General features: G+C 67.9%; 17 protein-coding genes. 6 read left to right on the top strand and 11 right to left on the bottom strand.

All coding sequences use genetic code 11. The annotated features are described in order from the left end of the window. Positions 1-9: 9 nt before the first annotated feature. Positions 10-1,254, top strand: coding sequence for a saccharopine dehydrogenase family protein (locus NJG22_RS08235; protein WP_253093579.1), 1,245 nt, complete (start codon positions 10-12; stop codon positions 1,252-1,254). Positions 1,255-1,305: 51 nt separating this feature from the next. Here the strand turns inward: NJG22_RS08235 and NJG22_RS08240 are convergent, their stop codons facing one another. Beyond that, positions 1,306-2,352, bottom strand: a complete 1,047-nt coding sequence (locus NJG22_RS08240; protein ID WP_253093580.1) for a class I SAM-dependent methyltransferase — start codon at positions 2,350-2,352, stop codon at positions 1,306-1,308. 185 nt (positions 2,353-2,537) lie between these two features. Between NJG22_RS08240 and NJG22_RS08245 the strand changes: the two genes are divergently transcribed. Beyond that, on the top strand, positions 2,538-3,026 hold the full coding sequence (locus NJG22_RS08245; protein ID WP_217848367.1) for a signal peptidase II: 489 nt from the start codon (positions 2,538-2,540) through the stop codon (positions 3,024-3,026). A gap of 150 nt (positions 3,027-3,176) precedes the next feature. Here NJG22_RS08245 and NJG22_RS08250 read toward each other — a convergent pair whose 3' ends face one another. Both NJG22_RS08250 and NJG22_RS08255 read right to left on the bottom strand, forming a co-directional pair. Beyond that, positions 3,177-4,022 carry a type 1 glutamine amidotransferase domain-containing protein gene (locus tag NJG22_RS08250; RefSeq protein WP_253093581.1) on the bottom strand — a complete coding sequence of 282 codons (846 nt, stop codon included), beginning with the start codon at positions 4,020-4,022 and terminating at the stop codon, positions 3,177-3,179. 13 nt (positions 4,023-4,035) lie between these two features. Beyond that, on the bottom strand, positions 4,036-4,341 hold the full coding sequence (locus NJG22_RS08255; protein WP_253093582.1) for a putative quinol monooxygenase: 306 nt from the start codon (positions 4,339-4,341) through the stop codon (positions 4,036-4,038). A gap of 96 nt (positions 4,342-4,437) precedes the next feature. Here NJG22_RS08255 and NJG22_RS08260 point away from each other — a divergent pair, with 96 nt between their 5' ends. Continuing rightward, positions 4,438-5,364 (top strand): LysR family transcriptional regulator, encoded by a 927-nt coding sequence (locus NJG22_RS08260; protein ID WP_253093583.1) that lies wholly within the window; start codon positions 4,438-4,440, stop codon positions 5,362-5,364. Here the strand turns inward: NJG22_RS08260 and gspF are convergent. From gspF to gspG, 7 genes are read right to left on the bottom strand one after another with little or no spacing between them, the layout of a single operon-like run. After that, positions 5,345-6,550, bottom strand: a complete 1,206-nt coding sequence (gene gspF / locus NJG22_RS08265; RefSeq protein WP_253093584.1) for a type II secretion system inner membrane protein GspF — start codon at positions 6,548-6,550, stop codon at positions 5,345-5,347. The genes NJG22_RS08260 and gspF overlap by 20 nt on opposite strands. Next, positions 6,550-7,971, bottom strand: a complete 1,422-nt coding sequence (gene gspE, locus NJG22_RS08270) for a type II secretion system ATPase GspE (protein ID WP_253093585.1) — start codon at positions 7,969-7,971, stop codon at positions 6,550-6,552. Before gspE ends, gspF begins: the two co-directional genes overlap by 1 nt. After that, a complete protein-coding gene (gene gspD / locus NJG22_RS08275) occupies positions 7,968-10,340 on the bottom strand; it encodes a type II secretion system secretin GspD (protein ID WP_253093586.1) in 2,373 nt (790 codons plus the stop codon). Before gspD ends, gspE begins: the two co-directional genes overlap by 4 nt. After that, complete coding sequence (gene gspM / locus NJG22_RS08280) at positions 10,337-10,858, bottom strand: type II secretion system protein GspM (protein ID WP_253093587.1); 522 nt, start codon at positions 10,856-10,858, stop codon at positions 10,337-10,339. The genes gspD and gspM overlap by 4 nt, the downstream gene beginning before the upstream one ends. Further along, on the bottom strand, positions 10,848-11,768 hold the full coding sequence (locus NJG22_RS08285) for a GspL/Epsl periplasmic domain-containing protein (protein WP_253093588.1): 921 nt from the start codon (positions 11,766-11,768) through the stop codon (positions 10,848-10,850). Before NJG22_RS08285 ends, gspM begins: the two co-directional genes overlap by 11 nt. Continuing rightward, positions 11,765-12,715 carry a type II secretion system minor pseudopilin GspK gene (gspK, locus tag NJG22_RS08290; protein WP_253093589.1) on the bottom strand — a complete coding sequence of 317 codons (951 nt, stop codon included), beginning with the start codon at positions 12,713-12,715 and terminating at the stop codon, positions 11,765-11,767. Before gspK ends, NJG22_RS08285 begins: the two co-directional genes overlap by 4 nt. Before the next feature lie 6 nt (positions 12,716-12,721). Further along, positions 12,722-13,168 (bottom strand): type II secretion system major pseudopilin GspG, encoded by a 447-nt coding sequence (gspG, locus tag NJG22_RS08295; RefSeq protein WP_253093590.1) that lies wholly within the window; start codon positions 13,166-13,168, stop codon positions 12,722-12,724. Positions 13,169-13,316: 148 nt separating this feature from the next. Between gspG and gspI the strand changes: the two genes are divergently transcribed. Further along, complete coding sequence (gspI, locus tag NJG22_RS08300) at positions 13,317-13,676, top strand: type II secretion system minor pseudopilin GspI (RefSeq protein WP_253093591.1); 360 nt, start codon at positions 13,317-13,319, stop codon at positions 13,674-13,676. A gap of 65 nt (positions 13,677-13,741) precedes the next feature. Here the strand turns inward: gspI and NJG22_RS08305 are convergent, their stop codons facing one another. After that, a complete protein-coding gene (locus tag NJG22_RS08305; RefSeq protein ID WP_253093592.1) occupies positions 13,742-14,737 on the bottom strand; it encodes a bile acid:sodium symporter family protein in 996 nt (331 codons plus the stop codon). Positions 14,738-14,817: 80 nt separating this feature from the next. Here NJG22_RS08305 and NJG22_RS08310 point away from each other — a divergent pair, with 80 nt between their 5' ends. Both NJG22_RS08310 and ampC read left to right on the top strand, forming a co-directional pair. Continuing rightward, complete coding sequence (locus tag NJG22_RS08310) at positions 14,818-15,612, top strand: helix-turn-helix transcriptional regulator (protein WP_253093593.1); 795 nt, start codon at positions 14,818-14,820, stop codon at positions 15,610-15,612. A gap of 21 nt (positions 15,613-15,633) precedes the next feature. After that, positions 15,634-16,773, top strand: coding sequence for a class C beta-lactamase (gene ampC / locus NJG22_RS08315; protein ID WP_253093594.1), 1,140 nt, complete (start codon positions 15,634-15,636; stop codon positions 16,771-16,773). Position 16,774: the final 1 nt, after the last annotated feature.

Raw genomic sequence — 16,774 nt, forward strand, 5'->3', positions numbered from 1 at the left:
CAAGGTAAATTGAAGAAGAACGTTCTTATCATTGGTGCAGGAGGTGTCGCCAAGGTGGTGGCCCACAAGTGCGCGCAGCATAACGACGAACTCGGTCGTATTGCCATCGCGTCACGGAACATCTCCAAATGCCAGGCCATCATCGACAGCGTCAAGGCCAAGGGTAGCCTGAAGGTACCCGCCGACATCCAGGCCTTCTCGCTCAATGCCCTCGATGTCGAGGCGACCAAGGCACTGATCCGCGACACCGAATCGCAGATCGTGATCAACGTTGGTTCCGCCTTCCTCAACATGTCGGTGCTGCGTGCCTGCATCGATACCGGTGTCGCCTACCTGGACACCGCGATTCACGAAGAACCGGGCAAGATCTGCGAAACCCCGCCCTGGTATGGCAACTACGAGTGGAAACACCTCGAAGAGTGCCAGCAGAAGAACATTACCGCCATTCTCGGTGTCGGCTTCGACCCGGGTGTGGTGAACAGCTACGCGAAACTCGCGCAGCAGCAGTATTTCGACCGCATCGACTCGATCGACATCCTCGACGTCAATGCCGGTTCCCACGGCAAGTACTTCGCCACCAACTTCGACCCGGAAATCAACTTCCGCGAGTTCACCGGGCAAGTGTGGAGCTGGCAGAACAGCCAGTGGACCAGCAACAGCATGTTCGAGGTCAAGCGCACCGACGACCTGCCAGTGGTAGGTTCGCAGAACCTGTACCTGACCGGCCACGATGAAGTTCACTCGATCTCGAAGAACCTCAACGTGCCGAACGTGCGTTTCTGGATGAGCTTCGGCGAGCACTACATCAACGTGTTCAGCGTGCTGAAGAACCTCGGCCTGCTCAGCGAGCAACCGGTGAAAACCGCCGAAGGCCTGGAAGTGGTGCCGCTGAAAGTGGTCAAGGCGGTACTGCCCGACCCGGCCTCCCTGGCCCCGGGCTACACCGGCAAGACCTGCATCGGCGACCTGGTCAAGGGCACCAAGGATGGCCAGCCGCGCGAGGTGTTCATCTACAACGTGGCCGACCACGAAGAAGCCTACGCCGAGACCGACAGCCAGGGTATCTCCTACACCGCCGGCGTGCCGCCGGTGGCGGCGGCGCTGCTGGTCGCCCGTGGCCAGTGGGATGCCGGACGCATGGTCAACGTCGAGGAACTGCCAGCCGAGCCGTTCCTCAAGGCGCTGGATGTGATGGGCCTGCCGACCCGCGTCAAGGATGAAAAAGGCGATCGTCCGTGGGACGCTGAAGCCTAAGCTGCAACACGAAGGGGCGCCGCAGGGCGCCCCTTCTGTTTGTGCCGATCGCTACTTCCTGGCCTCCAGGATCAGGTTGAACGGCGTCTGCGTCGCCCGCCGCAAGCGCGTGAACCCCGCTTCCTCGAACACCGCCCGCAACCGCGCCTCCCCCGCCTGCGCCCCCAACCCCAGCCCCACTTCCTGAGACAGCGAGTTCGGCGTGCAGATGAAGGTGGACGCCGCGTAGAACAGCCTGCCGATCGGGTTGATGTTGGCATCCAGCGAATCCTCGGCGAACGGCTCCACCAGCATCACCGTGCCATCGTCCTTGAGCGCTCGATAGGCATGGCGCGCCGCCCCCACCGGGTCGCCCATGTCGTGCAGGCAGTCGAAGAAGCACACCAGGTCCAGGTCGTTGCCCGGATAGTCCTTGGCCGACGCCTGCTGGAAGCTCACCCGGTCTGCCACGCCCGCCTCGCGCGCCCGCTCGCTGGCAACCTGTACCGAAGGGGCGTGATAGTCGTAGCCGACAAAATGCGAGGCTGCAAAAGCCTGGGCCATGACGATGGTCGAGGCGCCGTGGCCACAGCCGACATCCGCCACCCTGGCACCGGCCTGCAGCTTGGCCACCACCCCCTCCAGCGCCGGCAGCCAATCGGCCACCAGGAACGCCCGGTAACCGGGGCGGAAGAAACGCTCGGTGCCGCTGAACATGCACGGATGATGATCGCCCCAGGGTACGCCGCCATCGCCGCGCATGGCCGTCACCAGCTTGTCCTTGTCGTGGAACAGCGCCGCGATCACTGCGGCGCCACCGGCCATATAGGCGGGCGAATCCTCCAGCGCCAGGGCCATGGCCTGCTCTTCAGGCAGGGTGAAACGGCCCTCGTGGTGGCTCATGTAGCCTGCCGCCGCCTGGGCATTGAGCCACTCGCGCAGCAGACGTGGCTGGCAGCCGGTGCGTTCGGCCAGCCCCTCGGGTGTAATCGGCTGGCTGTCGGCCATGGCACGGTACAGCCCGAGTTCATCACCAAGGATGACATTGGCCAGCGTCGCCGCCGCGCCCATGTCGTCCACCAGTCTACCCATGAATGCGTGAAGCCGTGCCTCGTCCATGACCTGCCCTCCTCTTGCCAGAAGGCCACCGTCGGCGACGTCCGGTCCGGGAGGCGGTGGTCGGATGGATGATCGGGTCGCGCCTGCAACAGACCCGGGCTTTAAGTCTAGACCCGCCTGCGCTATCTTCGCCGCGCTGCGGGCGTGCCCGGCAGCCGCATTCGCGCACAAAAGGAACTGCCAGCATGTTTTCCAGCCGTACCCTTGTCCTGACCCTGGGCATCGCCTTCATCATCATCGACCAGTGGGTAAAACTGATCGCCCTGGTCGCCCTGGACCAGCACAGCTATGTCTATGGCAACCAGAGCGTCTGGCTGGACCTGGCCCTGAGCCTCAACCCCGGCGCGTTTCTCAGCCTTGGCGCCGGGCTGGCGCCGTGGCTCAAGCAACTGGTGTTCGTGGCCGCCGTCGGCGTGGTGTGCGGCTGGGCCATGGTCTGGGCCTGGCGCCACTGGCCATCGACGCCGGTCAAGGCCAGCGCCGCCTGGTTCATCGCCGTGGGCGGGCTGGCCAACCTGATCGACCGGGTGTTTCGCGATGGCCACGTGGTCGATTACCTGGTGCTCAACATCGGCAGCCTGCATACCGGCGTGTTCAACCTGGCCGACGTCGCCATCATGGCCGGCGCCGCTGTGCTGCTGGTGGACGGCATTACCCGGCCGAGCAAAGGCTGATCGACCTGGCGGCAGCCCTTTCGAGGCCTTTGCGATTGTTTCGGATTTGCGCGTTCCAATTCTAGATTGATGGGGTCGCTTTGCGACCCTTCGCGACACAAGGCCGCTCCTACAGGGGATTGCGTCGGACCGCTCGCAACGGGCGGGCCTTTAGCGCGGTGCCGCCTCCAACTGCTCCAGCAACGCCTTGGCCAGCGCCTTGTCGGAGAACGGGTTCTGCCCGGTGATCAGTTCCCGGTCGACCACCACGTGCGGCTTCCAGGCCTGGGCGTAACTCATATCGCCGCCGGCGCCCACCATGGCCTTGGCGGGATAGAACTGCAGGCGCTGTTGCTTGAGCGAGCCTTCGAATACCTGCTCCTCTGGGTCAGAGAAAATGGTCATGCGATAGCCCCGGTACGTCCAGTCGCTGGCCGCCGGGGTTTCGCCACGGGCGAGCGCGGCGCGGTAGGCGACCGGATCCTGCTGCGCCGACAGCAGCGTGATCGGGCCATGGCAGATCGCCGCGGTGGGCTTGCCGGCCTGGTGGAAGTGACGCAGCAAGGTGCCGACGTCAGGGTTGTTGGCCAGGTCGATCAGCGGCGCGTGGCCACCAGGAATGAAAATACCCGCATAGCGATCCAGGTCGCCCGCCAGCACTTGCTTCACCGACAGTGTGTCGTGGATGCCCGGCAGGCCTGCGACGACCGTGGCGATACGCTGCATTTCGCCGGCGTCACCGCCGAAGTAGATCGGGTCAACCGAGCGCTGGTCGACACTGGGGGCATTGCCCTTGGGCGTCACCAGCACCAATGTGTAGCCCGCCTTGAGCAACTGGTCGGCGGGCACGCCGAACTCATTGAGGTAGTAGCCGGTGGAGTATGGCTTGCCGTCCTTGAGCGGCAGCTGGTTTTCACTGGACAGCAAAACCAGCACTTCGCCTTTGGACGCGGCAGCGGCCTGGCCGGCCAGCAATACGCCGGCCAGGGCCAGGGCGATGGGGGCAATGTTGTTCATGGCGATTTCCTGATCAGTTGAACGGCGCGATATCCAGCGGGCGGGCAAGCTGCACCTGGGTCGGCGCCGCCAGCCACTGGCCGGTAGTAGCGCGGTAAGCCTGGTAATGGGCGCTGCTGCGATGGGCCTCGACAGCGGCCTGATCGACATACAGCTCGAACAGCTCGAAGGCCAATCCCTCGCCCTCGCCAATGAACAGGTCGTAACGCAGGTTGCCGGGCTCGCCGCGGCTGTGCGCAACCATCAGGCGCAGGGCCTGCTCGGTCGCATCACGGTGTTCGGGCCGAGGCTGGATGGTGGCGAAAATAGCGATGGGCATGGTGTTCTCCACACGGGGCTGTAAGTCAGTGGGCCCATCCTAGCCAAGGCGCTAAGATTCGATAATTCGAAAGCTTTTATTTCTACGATCCAGAATATGAATATCGCCAGCAAAGACCTCAACCTGCTGCACCTGTTCCAGGTGCTCTATGAAGAGCGCAACGCCTCCCGCGCCGCGCAGCGCCTGGCCCTCAGCCAGCCGGCGCTGAGCCACAAGCTGAACAAGCTGCGCCAGCAGTTCGGCGACCCGTTGTTCGTGCGCGCCCCACGCGGGCTCAGCGCCACGCCCCGGGCCCACGAGTTGGCGCCGCAGGTGCAACATCTGGTCGAGCAGTTGCAGGCGTTCTACCTGCGCTGCGATGGCGAGGACTTCCTCGCCCGCCCCACCCGCCTGCACCTGTACAGCACCGACTACCTGGAACAGACCCTGCTGCCCGGCCTGCTGCCGATCTTGCGCAGCCAGGCGCCGAACCTCACGCTGATCACCCACAACACCCGTGGCGAACTGCCCCGCGAAGCGCTGGAAAAAGGCACCTGCGACCTGGCCATCGCCGGCTTCTACAACGACCTGCCCGATACCTTCCACCAGCAACGCCTGCTCAGCGAGGCGTTCGTGGTCCTGGCCGCGCGGGACAACCCACAGTTGGCAAAGGGCTTGGACCTACGCGCGTTCCTCGCCTGCGAGCACCTGCTCACCACCCTGACCGGCGACCTCGACGGCCGGGTCGACCGTGCATTGCGTGCGTTGGGCCACCAGCGCCGGGTGATCGCCGGGCTGTCCAGCTTCATCGCCCCCACGCGCCTGGTGCGGGGTACCGACCTGCTGCTGACCTGCCTGCGCGCCCTCGCCGAAGAGGCCGTGGCCCGCGACCCCGGGCTGGTCATCCATGCCCTGCCGCTGGCCTTGCCGCAGGTCGAGGTCATGCAGATCTGGCACGAGCGTACCCATGCCGACCCACTGCGCCGCTGGTTCCGCCAGCAGGTGTGGACGGTGGCGGCACAGCTCACTGCACCAGCTGGTTGATCTCGATGATCGGCATCAGTACCGCCATGACGATCAGCAGCACCACAGCGCCCATCACCACGATCATCAGCGGCTCGAGCAACGCAGTCATGCCCATGGCCCGGCGCTCGATGTCCTTGGCCAGGCTGTCGGCGGCGCGGTCGAGCATCGGCGGCAGGTTGCCGGTTTTCTCGCCACTGGCGATCAGGTGGATGAGCAGCGGCGGGAACACTTTCTCCACCGCCAGCGCCGAGGCCAGGCCAGCGCCTTCGCGCACCCGCGCGGTGGCCTGGCTGACGCACTGGTCGAGGCGGTCGTTGCCCAGGGTCTGGCGCGCCGCCTCCAGCGCGCGCAGCAGCGGCACCCCGGCACTGCCGAGAATCGCCAGGGTGGAGGCGAAGCGCGCGGTGTTCAGGCCCAGCACGAAGCGCCCGAGCAACGGCAGCCGCAAGATCCTTGCGTGCCAGGCCAACCGCGCCGCCGGGGCGCGCAAATAGACCCGCCAGCCCCACGCGGCCGCCGCCATGGCGGTAAAGCACCACAGCCCCCAGGCGCGCACGAAGTCGCTGGCGCTGAGCATGGCCAGGGTCAGCCCAGGCAGGTCCTGGCGCGCTTGGGTAAACGCGCTGACCACCTGCGGCACCACATAGCTGAGCAGAAAAATCACGATGCCCACCGACACCAGGCCGACCACGCCGGGGTAGATGAAGGCGGTGAGGATCTTGCCGCGCAGGGTATTGCGCTGCTCGATGTAGTCGGCCAGGCGTTCCATCACCTGGGCCAGGTCGCCGGACTCCTCGCCCGCGGCCACCAGCGCCCGGTAGATGTCCGGGAAATCCCGCGGCCGCTCGGCCAGGGCATCGGCCAGGCGCATGCCGCTGCGCACATCGCCGCGCACGGCCGCGAACACCTGGGCGATATGCTTGCGCTCGGCCTGCTCCAGCGTGGCGCCCAGCGCCGCCTCCAGCGGCAGGCCGGCGGCCAGCAGGCTGGCCAGTTGGCGTGTGGCCCAGGCCAGGTCGCCATCGGAAAGCTTCGGGCTGAACAACCCACCGCCCTGTCCAGGCGCTGCCTGCACCTCCACCTGCAAGGCGGTCAGGCCCAGCGCCCGCAACTGCGCCAGCGCCGCGCCCGGGCCGTCGGCTTCGAGCAGGCCATTGACGATTTGGCCCTGGGCGTCGGCGGCTTCATAGCGATAGCGGTTCATCAGGCATCCCGTGTCACGCGAAGGATTTCTTTCAGGCAAGTGCTGCCGTTGTCGACCCAGCGCTGGCCATCCTCGCGCATGCTGCGCATGCCATTGCGCCGGGCGGCGGCGCGCAAGGCCTGCTCGTCGGCGCTTTGGTGCACCAGGGCGCGTACCTGGTCGTCAACGCAGAACAACTCGTGGATACCCGTACGGCCGCTGTAGCCGCAGTGATTGCACTGCGCGCAACCCACCGCGCGGTACTGCCCAGGCGTGGCCGGGTCGGGCTCGCGGCAATGCGGGCACAGGCGCCGCACCAGGCGCTGGGCCAATACCCCAAGCAGCGCCGAGGCCAGCAGGAACGGCTCGACGCCCATGTCGACCAGGCGGTTGACCGCCGACACCGCATCGTTGGTGTGCAAGGTGGCCAGCACCAGGTGCCCGGTCAGCGAGGCCTGCACGGCGATCTGTGCGGTTTCCAGGTCGCGGATCTCGCCGATCATGATCACGTCCGGGTCCTGGCGCAGAATGGCCCGCAGGGCCACGGCGAAGCTCATGTCGATGCGCGCGTTGACCTGGATCTGGCTGATCCCCGGCAGGTCGTACTCCACCGGGTCCTCGACAGTGAGGATGTTGCTGACGCTGGCATCCAGGCGCGCCAGCGCGGCGTACAGGCTGGTGGTCTTGCCCGAGCCGGTGGGGCCGGTGACCAGCACGATGCCGTGGGGCTGGCGGATCAACTGGTCGAGCCGCGCCAGCAGGCCGGCATCCATGCCCAGCGCCTCCAGGCGCAGACGCCCGGCCTGCTTGTCCAGCAGGCGCATCACCACCCGCTCGCCGTGGCCGGTGGGCACGGTGGACACGCGGATGTCGATCGGCCGCCCGGCCACGCGCAGGGCGATGCGGCCATCCTGGGGCAGGCGCTTCTCGGCGATATCCAGTTGCGCCATGATCTTGATCCGCGATACCAGCGCGCCGTGCAGGGCCTTGCGCGGCGAAACCACGTCGCGCAGGGTGCCGTCGACCCGGTAGCGCACCAGGCAGTGGCTCTCGAACGGCTCGATATGGATATCGCTGGCCTGGTCGCGCGCGGCCTGGGTGAGCAAGGCGTTGATCATGCGGATCACCGGCGCGTCGTCCTGGGCTTCGAGCAGGTCGGTGACTTCCGGGATGTCCTGCAACAGCCGGTCGAGGTCGACCTCGTTCTCGGCGGCCCCGACCACCGCCGCGGCGCTGCCGGTGTCGGCATAGGCGCTGACCAGCAGGGCGTCCATCTGCGCCTCGCTGAGCGCCTCGACGTGCACCTGACCGTGCCTCCTGCGCACTTCGGCCAGGGCCCAGCCCGGGCTCGACGGGCAGCGCGACAGCAGCGCCGCGGCCTCGCCGTCTGCCTGCAACACCAGGCGCTGGGCCTTGGCCCAGGCATAGGGCAGCCGGCTCACCGGGCGACCTCGTCCAGCGGTACCGCGCGGATCGACGCCCGCGGTGCGCGCAGCGCCGCCGGTTGCACCCGCCCTTGGTCCGGCACGCCCTGCTCCACCGGCGGCAGCAACGGCATGTCCATGTCTGGCAGGGCCCAGGAGTGCTCGGGCTTGAGGTTGCCCTGGGCGCGGCGGATGAAGTCGTAGCGGTTGAGGGTGATGCTGCGCCCGACCCCGGCATCCCGCACGATGTACGGGCGCAGGAAGACCATCAGGTTGGTCTTGTTGCTGGCCCGGCGCTCGTTGCGAAACAGCGCGCCGACCCCAGGCAGGCTGGACAGCCACGGGATGCCTTCGTTGCTCTGGCTGTAGCCGTCCTGCAACAGGCCGCCGAGCACCATGATCTGGCCGTCGTCGAGCAAGATGCTGGTGTCGATGGCGCGCTTGTTGGTGACGGTACCGGCGGCGCTGGAGGCGCGCGCATCGACGCTGCTGACCTCCTGGTAGACATCCAGCTTGACCGTGCCACCCTCGGAAATCTGCGGGCGCACGTTCAGGCGCAAGCCGACCTCCTCGCGCTGGATGGTCTGGAACGGGTTGTTGCTGTTGCCGCCACCGTCGGTGACGTACTGGCCGCTGACGAACGGGATGGTCTGGCCGACGAAGATGCTCGCCGCCTCGTTGTCCAGGGTCAGCAGGTTGGGCGTCGACAGCACGTTGCTGCCGCCCTTGCTCTTGAGCGCATGGGCCAGCACCTTGAGGTCCAGCACCTCGCCGATGCCGGGAATCTTCACCGTGCCGTCGACCACCCCTACCGACAAGCCCTTGGGCAGCACATCGATGCTGGTGGCGCCCTTGGTCAGGCCACTGCCGCCAAGGTTGGCACCGCCGAACGCGCCATTCTTGCCCAGGTTGCCAGCCTGCCACTGGATGCCGAACTCGTTGGCGTCGTCCTCGCCCACTTCGACGATCAGGCTTTCCACCACCACCTGGGCGCGGCGCTGGTCGAGCTGGTCGATCACCTCGCGCAGGCTGCGGTACAGCGGCTCGGGCGCGGAAATCAGCAGGGTGTTGGTGGTCTTGTCGGCCTGGATGGTCGCGCCGCCGGCAGCGAACGCCGTGCCCTGCTCGCCCTGGGCCAGGCCGTTGCCATAGCCATTGGGTGTGCTGCCGGCGCCCAGGCCGTTGTGGCCCTGACTCGGGTTGGCGCCGCGGTTGCTGTTGCTCTGCGGCGTGCTGCTGGTGCCAGTGGCGCCGTTGCCATTGCCCCCGGTGAGCATGCCGCCGCCGCTGAGCTGCGCCCGGGTGCCGTCGCTGCTGACGCTGTCGCTTTCGCCGGTGAGCAACCCACGCAGGCTCTGCGCCAGCTTGTCGGCCTGGGCGTTGCGCAGGTACACCACGTGCAGGTTGCCGGCACTGTTCTGCGCGTTGTCGAGCTTGTAGATCAGGTCGCGGGCCAACTGGGTGCGCTCAGGGCTGCCCGAGCGAATCACCACGCTGTTCGAACGTGGGTCGCCGAGCACGCTGATCTTCTGCGTCGGGTCGCTGGCCTGGCTGTCGAGCAGTTCGTTGACCATGCTGGCGATATCGCTGGCGATGCCGTTCTGGATCGCCACCACATCGGTGTCGATGGCGCTGGGAATATCGACCCGGTCGAGGATCTGCGCCACCCGCTCGAGGTTCTCGGCATAGTCGGTGACGACCAGGGTATTGTTGCCCGGGTAGGCGTTGATCGGGTTGTCGGGCGAAACGATCGGGCGCAGCACCGGGATCAGGTTGACGGCGTTTTCGTACTGCAGGCGAAAGGTGCGGGTGAGCATGCCGTTGCCGGCCACGCGATCGTCGTTGGCCAGCGCAGCGCCGAGCAGCTTGGCATCGGCCTGGGGCACCACCTGAGCCACGCCGCCCACGTCGACCACGCTCAAGCCCTGCATGCGCAAGGCCGCCAGCAGCATGGCGTAGGCCTTGGCCGCCGGCACCTCGCCTTCGGAGACCAGGGTCAGCTGGCCCTTGACCCGCGGATCGATCAGAAACTGCCGGCCCGTGGCGCGGGACAGGCCGCGCACCACTGCCTGGATATCGGCGTCGACGAAGTTCAATTGCACCGGCTGGTCGCCCAGAGGATTGCTCTGCGCCGCCAGCGGCGTCGCGCGGCTGTGCCGCTGGCCGACTCGCGCAGGTACCTGACGCGCGGCCGGGCGCGGGCTTGGGCGGGCCTGGGCTGGATGCTCCAGGGCGGTCGGGGCAGCGCCGAGCGCGGCGAGCGGCCGGCCCAGCTCGCTGCTGGCCAGGGGCGCCTGCACGGCCGGCGGCGGGGTGGTGCAGGCCGCCAGCGCCAAGGCCAGCGCCAGGGGTGCGAACGGCAGCAGCCGGGAGTGAAGGCAGGTCATGAAGGGTCCTTAGCGCCAGGCGCCTGATCCATGCGAAGGGTTCCGGAAAATGTCACAGGCCCGCCCGCTGCGTTATCCGCATCGCGCTGCAGCATCAGTTGGCCGATATTCAGCCCGAGGCGCGCGGGTGCCTGCTGCAACCAGGCCACCGCGGCTTCGGCCGGGGCGTGCTGCCAGTCCAGTTGCCAGGCGCCGTCCATGCGCGCGAGGCGCGAGTGGTTGTGCAGCCCCGCCTGCGCCAGGCTCTGGCCCAGGGCCAGGTCGAGGTCGACCGGGGGCGCTACGGCATGCTGGGCCAGCAACGCGTCGAGGGCCTGGGCCTGGCCGTGCAACTTGGGAGTTTCGGCCTCCCAGTGGGCGATCCGAGCCAAGGCCGGCGCAATCAGCACCTGCCAGCAGAACAGCGCAGCCAACAGCCCGCCAGCCAGGGCCATGGCGCGCCGCTCGCGAGGGGCCAGGGCTTGCCAGCGCTGGCGCCCCTGCGCCCGCGCGGCGGCCAGGCGCGTCTTAATCGACATGGGCCAGCCCCTCTTGCCCTGCGCCGCCGGCGCGCAAGGTCCACCCCTGGGCATCGGCACCCGCCTCGATACCACGCGCCGCCAGGTCGGCCTGCCAGGTACTGCCAGCCGGTGCCTGGGTGCCTTCGGCCAACGGGGTGATGCGCAGCACGCCGTCCTGGAAGCTCAGCGCCGCCACGTTACCGGCCAGAAACGGCATGCTCTGCCCGGCGCCTTCGAGCAGCGCCGGCAAACCCGCTGCCGCCGCCCCCTGCCCGCCCTGCAACTGCTGGCGCGCCTGCTGCAGTGGGTTGAGCACCACCGGCAAGTGTGGGAACGCCTGGCGCACCTGGCTGACCATGCGCGCGCGCAGTTGTTCGCCGGCGCTGGCCAGCTGCGCGGCGTACAGGTTCAGCCCCAGGCACCAGACCGTGGCCGCCACGCCCCAGATCGCCAGCAGCCGCCCCCGGCCCTGCGCCTGCGCCGGGCCCAGCAGGCCGGCTGCCAGGTCCGGCGCCGGCAGGCCGTCGGCGGGCTGGGCGAACACCCCGCCCAGGCGAATCCGCTCGCCCTGCAACCAAGCCTGCACGTGCGCCAGCTGCGGCTGCCCCAACCAGGCCACGGCGACGCGGCCATCGGGCTGGCGCAGACCATGGGCCACATGCAGCTGCCCGGCATCGCCCAGCACCAGGCCCTGGACCGCGCAGCGCACCGCCGCCGACAGGCGCTTGCCGGTCAGCGGCGGCAAGGCGATGGCCAGGGCCAGGCTGTCGTCTTCATGCAGGTGCAGGCGCCACAGCGCGCCCTTGGCCCGCGCCGCCAGTTGCCCACGCGTGGCCTGGCCATGCTGCTCGCCATGGCGATAGTCGAGCAGCGATTGCGCCGTCAACTCGGCCAGCGGCGGCAGTTGGATCTCCAGCAGCTTGCTCATGCCCCCACCCGCGTCCAGATCACCTCTGGCAACTGGCCTTCGCGCTGGCGCAGCAGTGCCTGCATCGGCAACGCGCGAGCGCCCAGGCGCGCCTGGCCATGGAGGCGGAACCAGTCGCTGTTGATGCCCACCCGCACATTGGTCGTGGCCAACTGCGGCATGCGCAAGCGGTTGACGAAATCACCACGGTTGATGAACCAGCGCCCGCCGTCGCGCTCGGCCACCAGGGCGCTGGCCTGCGGCAATGACAGCCCCGGCACCTGGGCGGCCAGCACTTCGGCGCTGGCGGTGTTGCCGTTGACCCAGGTCAGGGCCGGCAACACCGTGACGAACCGCTGCAAGTGCCGCAAGGTCTTGCCATTCATGCCCTCGAGCGAAGCCAGGGCGTCCAGGTTGCGCAGCATTGGCCGCTTGGCCGGCAAGGGTTGCGCGGCGACCGCCGGCGAGGTCAGGCGCCCTCTGTTCAGGCCTTGCTCGGCCTTGGCTGGCGTTTGCGCAGGGCGCTGCGGGTAGCTGTCGATCACCTGGCCGGCAATGGCCGTGGCCAGGCGCGCGTCGACGCCGATCAACGCGCACAAGCGCTGGAAGGTGGCCAGCGCCTCGGCATCGAGCTGGCCGTCGACCACCAGGTTGCGCAGGTTGAACTTGCCCTGCTCGTCCTCCAGGCGCCCATCGAACTGGACCATGCCCGAAGGCAGGCCCAGGATCGGGCGCGTCCAAGGTTGCCCGGTGCGCACCAGCGGGTCACGCATTCGTTGTTCCAGCAGCAGCTGGCGGCTGAGCTGCAAACCGCCCTCCAGCGCCCATTGCCCCTGTAACGCCAACTGGCGGTTCTCCAGCTGTCGGGTGAGCAGCCCCTGGCGCTCGATCATGCCCGCGGCGATCACTGCCACCACCGCGGCAATCAGCAAGGCGCTGATCACGGCCATGCCCTCTTCGCGCGCCATGGCCGGTCACAACTGCCAGGAGCCGATATCGGCATTCACCCCGTCGCCGCCGGCCTGGCCGTCGGCGCCCAGGGAGAACACATCGACCTCGCCGTTGGCGCCCGGGTTCAGGTACTGGTAAGGACGGCCCCAGGGGTCGTTGGGCAGGCGGTCGAGATAGGCGCGCCACTGGCCGTCCTTGGCCTGGGCCGGCTTTTCCACCAAGACCTTCAGGCCCTGGTTCTGGTTTGGATAGCCGCCGTTGTCCAGGCGGTAGAGCTTGAGCGCCTGCATCAACCCGGCGATGTCCTGGCGGGCCGCGGTGGCGCGGGCCTGGTCGGGGCGGTCGAGCACCTTGGGCACCACCATAGCCGCGAGGATCCCGAGGATCACCACCACCACCATGATCTCGATCAGGGTAAAGCCCTGCTGGCGGAAACGGCGGCCTGTGGCGCTGCGGCGGGCGATCTGCATCTCGGCATTCCTTGCGTGAGTTCGAATCGGGGGCCGATTGTGGCAAGCGGGTATGTCACTGATATTGAAAAAGCTCGGGAGTCGGCGTCGTCAAACGGTCATCGCGCCGCTCTAGAGTGCCCCTTTGCCCTGCGCGAATGGAGTCCCCGTGCGCACCACCGAGGACGGTTTCACCTTGATCGAAGTGCTGGTGGCGCTGACCATCGTCGCCGTGGCCATGGCCGCCGCCGTGCGCGCCACCGGGTTGATGACCCAGGGCAACGGGCTGTTGCGCGACAAGGCGCTGGCCTTGCTGGCGGCCCAGGGGCGCCTGGCCGAGCTGCGCCTGGAGGGCGGCGCGAAGCCCGGCGTCAGGCAGTTCGAATGCGACCAGGGGCGTTTGCGCCTGCGCTGTGAACAACGCCTGTCGCATGCGCCGGGCGGCATGTTGGAGGTGTCGCTGCAGGTGTTCGAACGCCAACACGAAGGGCCGGCGTTGGCGCGATTGCAGACGCTGGTGGGTCAATGAGCGCGCAGAGGACATCTTTCAGGGTGTTCGACATTAGCGCCCAAAACCCTTGAAAAGGATGCCCCTCACAACGACGCACGCACCTCAGGATGCCCCGTCTCCACCCGCGCCGCATACCGCTGCGCCAGCACCGCGCAGACCATCAGCTGGATCTGGTGGAACAGCATCAACGGCAGGATCATCGCCCCGATACCACCGCCCACGAACAGCACCTGCGCCATCGGCACCCCCGTGGCCAGGCTCTTCTTGGAGCCGGCGAACAGGATCGTGATGCGGTCCTCGACATTGAACCCAAGCACCCGCCCCAACAACCGCGTCCCCAGCAGCACCACCGCCAGCAAGATCCCGCACACGGCGAACAACCCGGCCAGGTGCTGCGCCGACACGCTATGCCACAAGCCGGTGACCACCGCCTCGCTGAACGCGGTATACACCACCAGCAGGATCGACCCCTGGTCCACGGCTTTCAGCCAGCGCGCGTTGCGCCTGACCCAGGCGCCGATCCAGCGCCGGGCGAACTGGCCGGCGACGAAGGGCACCAGCAGTTGCAGGGTGATCTTGAGCACCGCGTCCAAGCCCGAGCCGGTATCGCCGGACGCCCCCAGCAGCAGCATCACCAGCAGCGGCGTGAGGAAGATCCCCAACAGGCTCGAGGCCGCCGCGCTGCAGATCGCCGCCGGCACATTGCCGCGAGCCAGCGAAGTGAAGGCGATGGCCGACTGCACCGTGGCCGGCAAGGCGCACAGGTAGAGCACGCCCAGGTACAGCTCGTTGCCCACCAGCGGCACGAACAACGGCTTGAACGCCAGGCCCAACAGCGGAAACAGCACGAAGGTGCAGCTGAACACCAGCAGGTGCAGGCGCCAGTGCCCGGCGCCGGCGATGATCGCCTCGCGCGACAGCTTGGCGCCGTGCAGGAAGAACAGCAGGCCGATGGCCAGGTTGGTCAGCCAGCCGAACAGCACCGCGCCTTCGCCTGCGCACGGCAGCACGGTGGCGATGAACACCACCGCGAGCAAGGCCAGGGTGAAGTTGTCGAACAGCATGCGCAAATATCTCATTACAGATTCCATCTTGTCTTTATGCAAGCCAGAACGATAAGGTCTGGGCCTTTCTGCCGCTAACGCCGGAACCCCCAGCAGTGTCGCCCAACGGACACCCCGAGCATCGTCTCGCCGCCCTCAAGCAGTTGCCACGCCCGGTGTACGGCCAGGCCGAAAGCCTGCCGAACGTCGCCCTCGGCTACCGCCACCAGCACCGCTGGGGGCAGTTGTCCCATGCCCGTGGCGGGCTGCTGCGGGTGCGCACCGACGCCGGCCTGTACCTGGTGCCGCCACGGCACGCGGTGTGGGTCGCCGCGCGGGTGCCGCATCAGGTGCGTTGCGAGCCCGGCACGCACATCCGCAGCCTGTACATCGAGCCCACCGCCCTGCCCTGGCCCGCCGGGCAATGCCGGGTGATCGCGGTGGAGCCGCTGCTGGCCGAACTGATCGAAAGCTTCTCCGGGCTGCCGATCGAGTACGACCGCGACGGCGCGGACGGCCGCCTGGTGCAGGTGCTGCTCGACCGCCTCGGCGCGGCGCGGGAAGCCCCGCTGCTGCTACCGTTGCCCCGGGGTCGCCAGTTGCGCGGCATCTGCCAGCGTCTGCTGGATGCCGCGGACGACCCACGCACCCTGGGTGACTGGGCCACGCGCCTGGGCGTCTCGCAAAAGACATTGAGCCGAGGTTTTCTCCGTGAAACCGGCCTCACCTTCCGCCACTGGCGCCAACGCGCCCGCCTGCTCAACGCCTTGCCGGCGCTGGAGCGTGGCGAGCGGGTCACCGATGTCGCCCTGGCCTGCGGCTACGCTTCGCTGTCGGCGTTCATCGCCGCGTTCGCCGGGCACTTCGGGCACACACCTGGCGAGCTGCTGCGTCGCCGCCCCCATGACTGATCGACAAGGAACGCCCTGACCATGACACGCCCCAACTCCTGGCTACTGGCCACTACCCTGGCCCTGGCCGCCCCCCCGTTGCTGGCCGATGACCTGCAAGCCACCGTCGACGGCGTGATCGAGCCGCTGATGCGCGAGCAGCACATCGCCGGCATGGCCGTGGCGGTCTATGCCAAGGGGCAGTCGCACTACTTCAGCTACGGCTGGGCGAGCAAGGCCGACAAGCAGCCGGTAAGCCGCGACACGCTGTTCGAAGTCGGCTCGGTGAGCAAGACCTACACTGCCACCCTCGCCGCCCTGGCCAGCGCCGAAGGCAAGCTCGACCTTGCGGCCCCGGCCAGCCGCTACCAGCCGGCCCTGGCCAAGGCACCGCTCGGCAGTGCCAGCGTGCTGCAACTGGGCACCTACAGCGGCGACTGCCTGCCGCTGCAATTCCCCGAGGCCGTGCAAACGCCCGAACAGACCCTGGCCTGGCTGCAGCACTGGCAGCGCCGCTTCGCGCCTGGCACCTACCGCTGCTACTCCAACCCCAGCCTGGGCCTGTTCGGCGACCTGGCAGCCCGCGCGCAACAAAAGCCATTTGCCGAAGTCATGAGCGAACAACTGCTGCCGCGCCTGGGCCTCAAGCACACCTACCTGGAGGTCCCGGCCAGTACCCGCGGGCTGTACGCCCAGGGCTACGACGCCAACGACAAGCCGGTACGGGTCAGCCCTGGGCCCTACGCCGACCAGGCCTATGGCATCAAGACCAGCGCCAGCGACTTGCTGCGCTTCGTACAACTGCAACTGCAACCCGGCGCTCTGGACCCTGCCTTGGGCCAAGCCATCGCCATCACCCAGTCCGGTTATTTCCAGGTCGGCCCGATGACCCAGGGCCTGGGTTGGGAACGCTACGCCTACCCGGTCAGCCTCGACACCCTGCTGGCGTACAACGGCGCCAAGGTCATCCGCGGGGAAAACCCCGTCCGCGCGCTGCAACCGGCGCTGCCCGCCGAGCCTGCCGCCTGGTACAACAAGACCGGCGCGACCGGCGGCTTCGGCGCCTATGTCGCCTTCGTGCCCGCCAAGCAGATGGGCATCGTGCTGCTGGCCAACCGCAACTACCCCAACGAAGAACGCGTGCGCGCGGCACAACGCATCCTGTCCAGCCTGGAGCACTGAC

It is taken from the genome of Pseudomonas sp. VA159-2 (assembly GCF_024126635.1).
GTDB lineage: Bacteria > Pseudomonadota > Gammaproteobacteria > Pseudomonadales > Pseudomonadaceae > Aquipseudomonas > Aquipseudomonas muyukensis.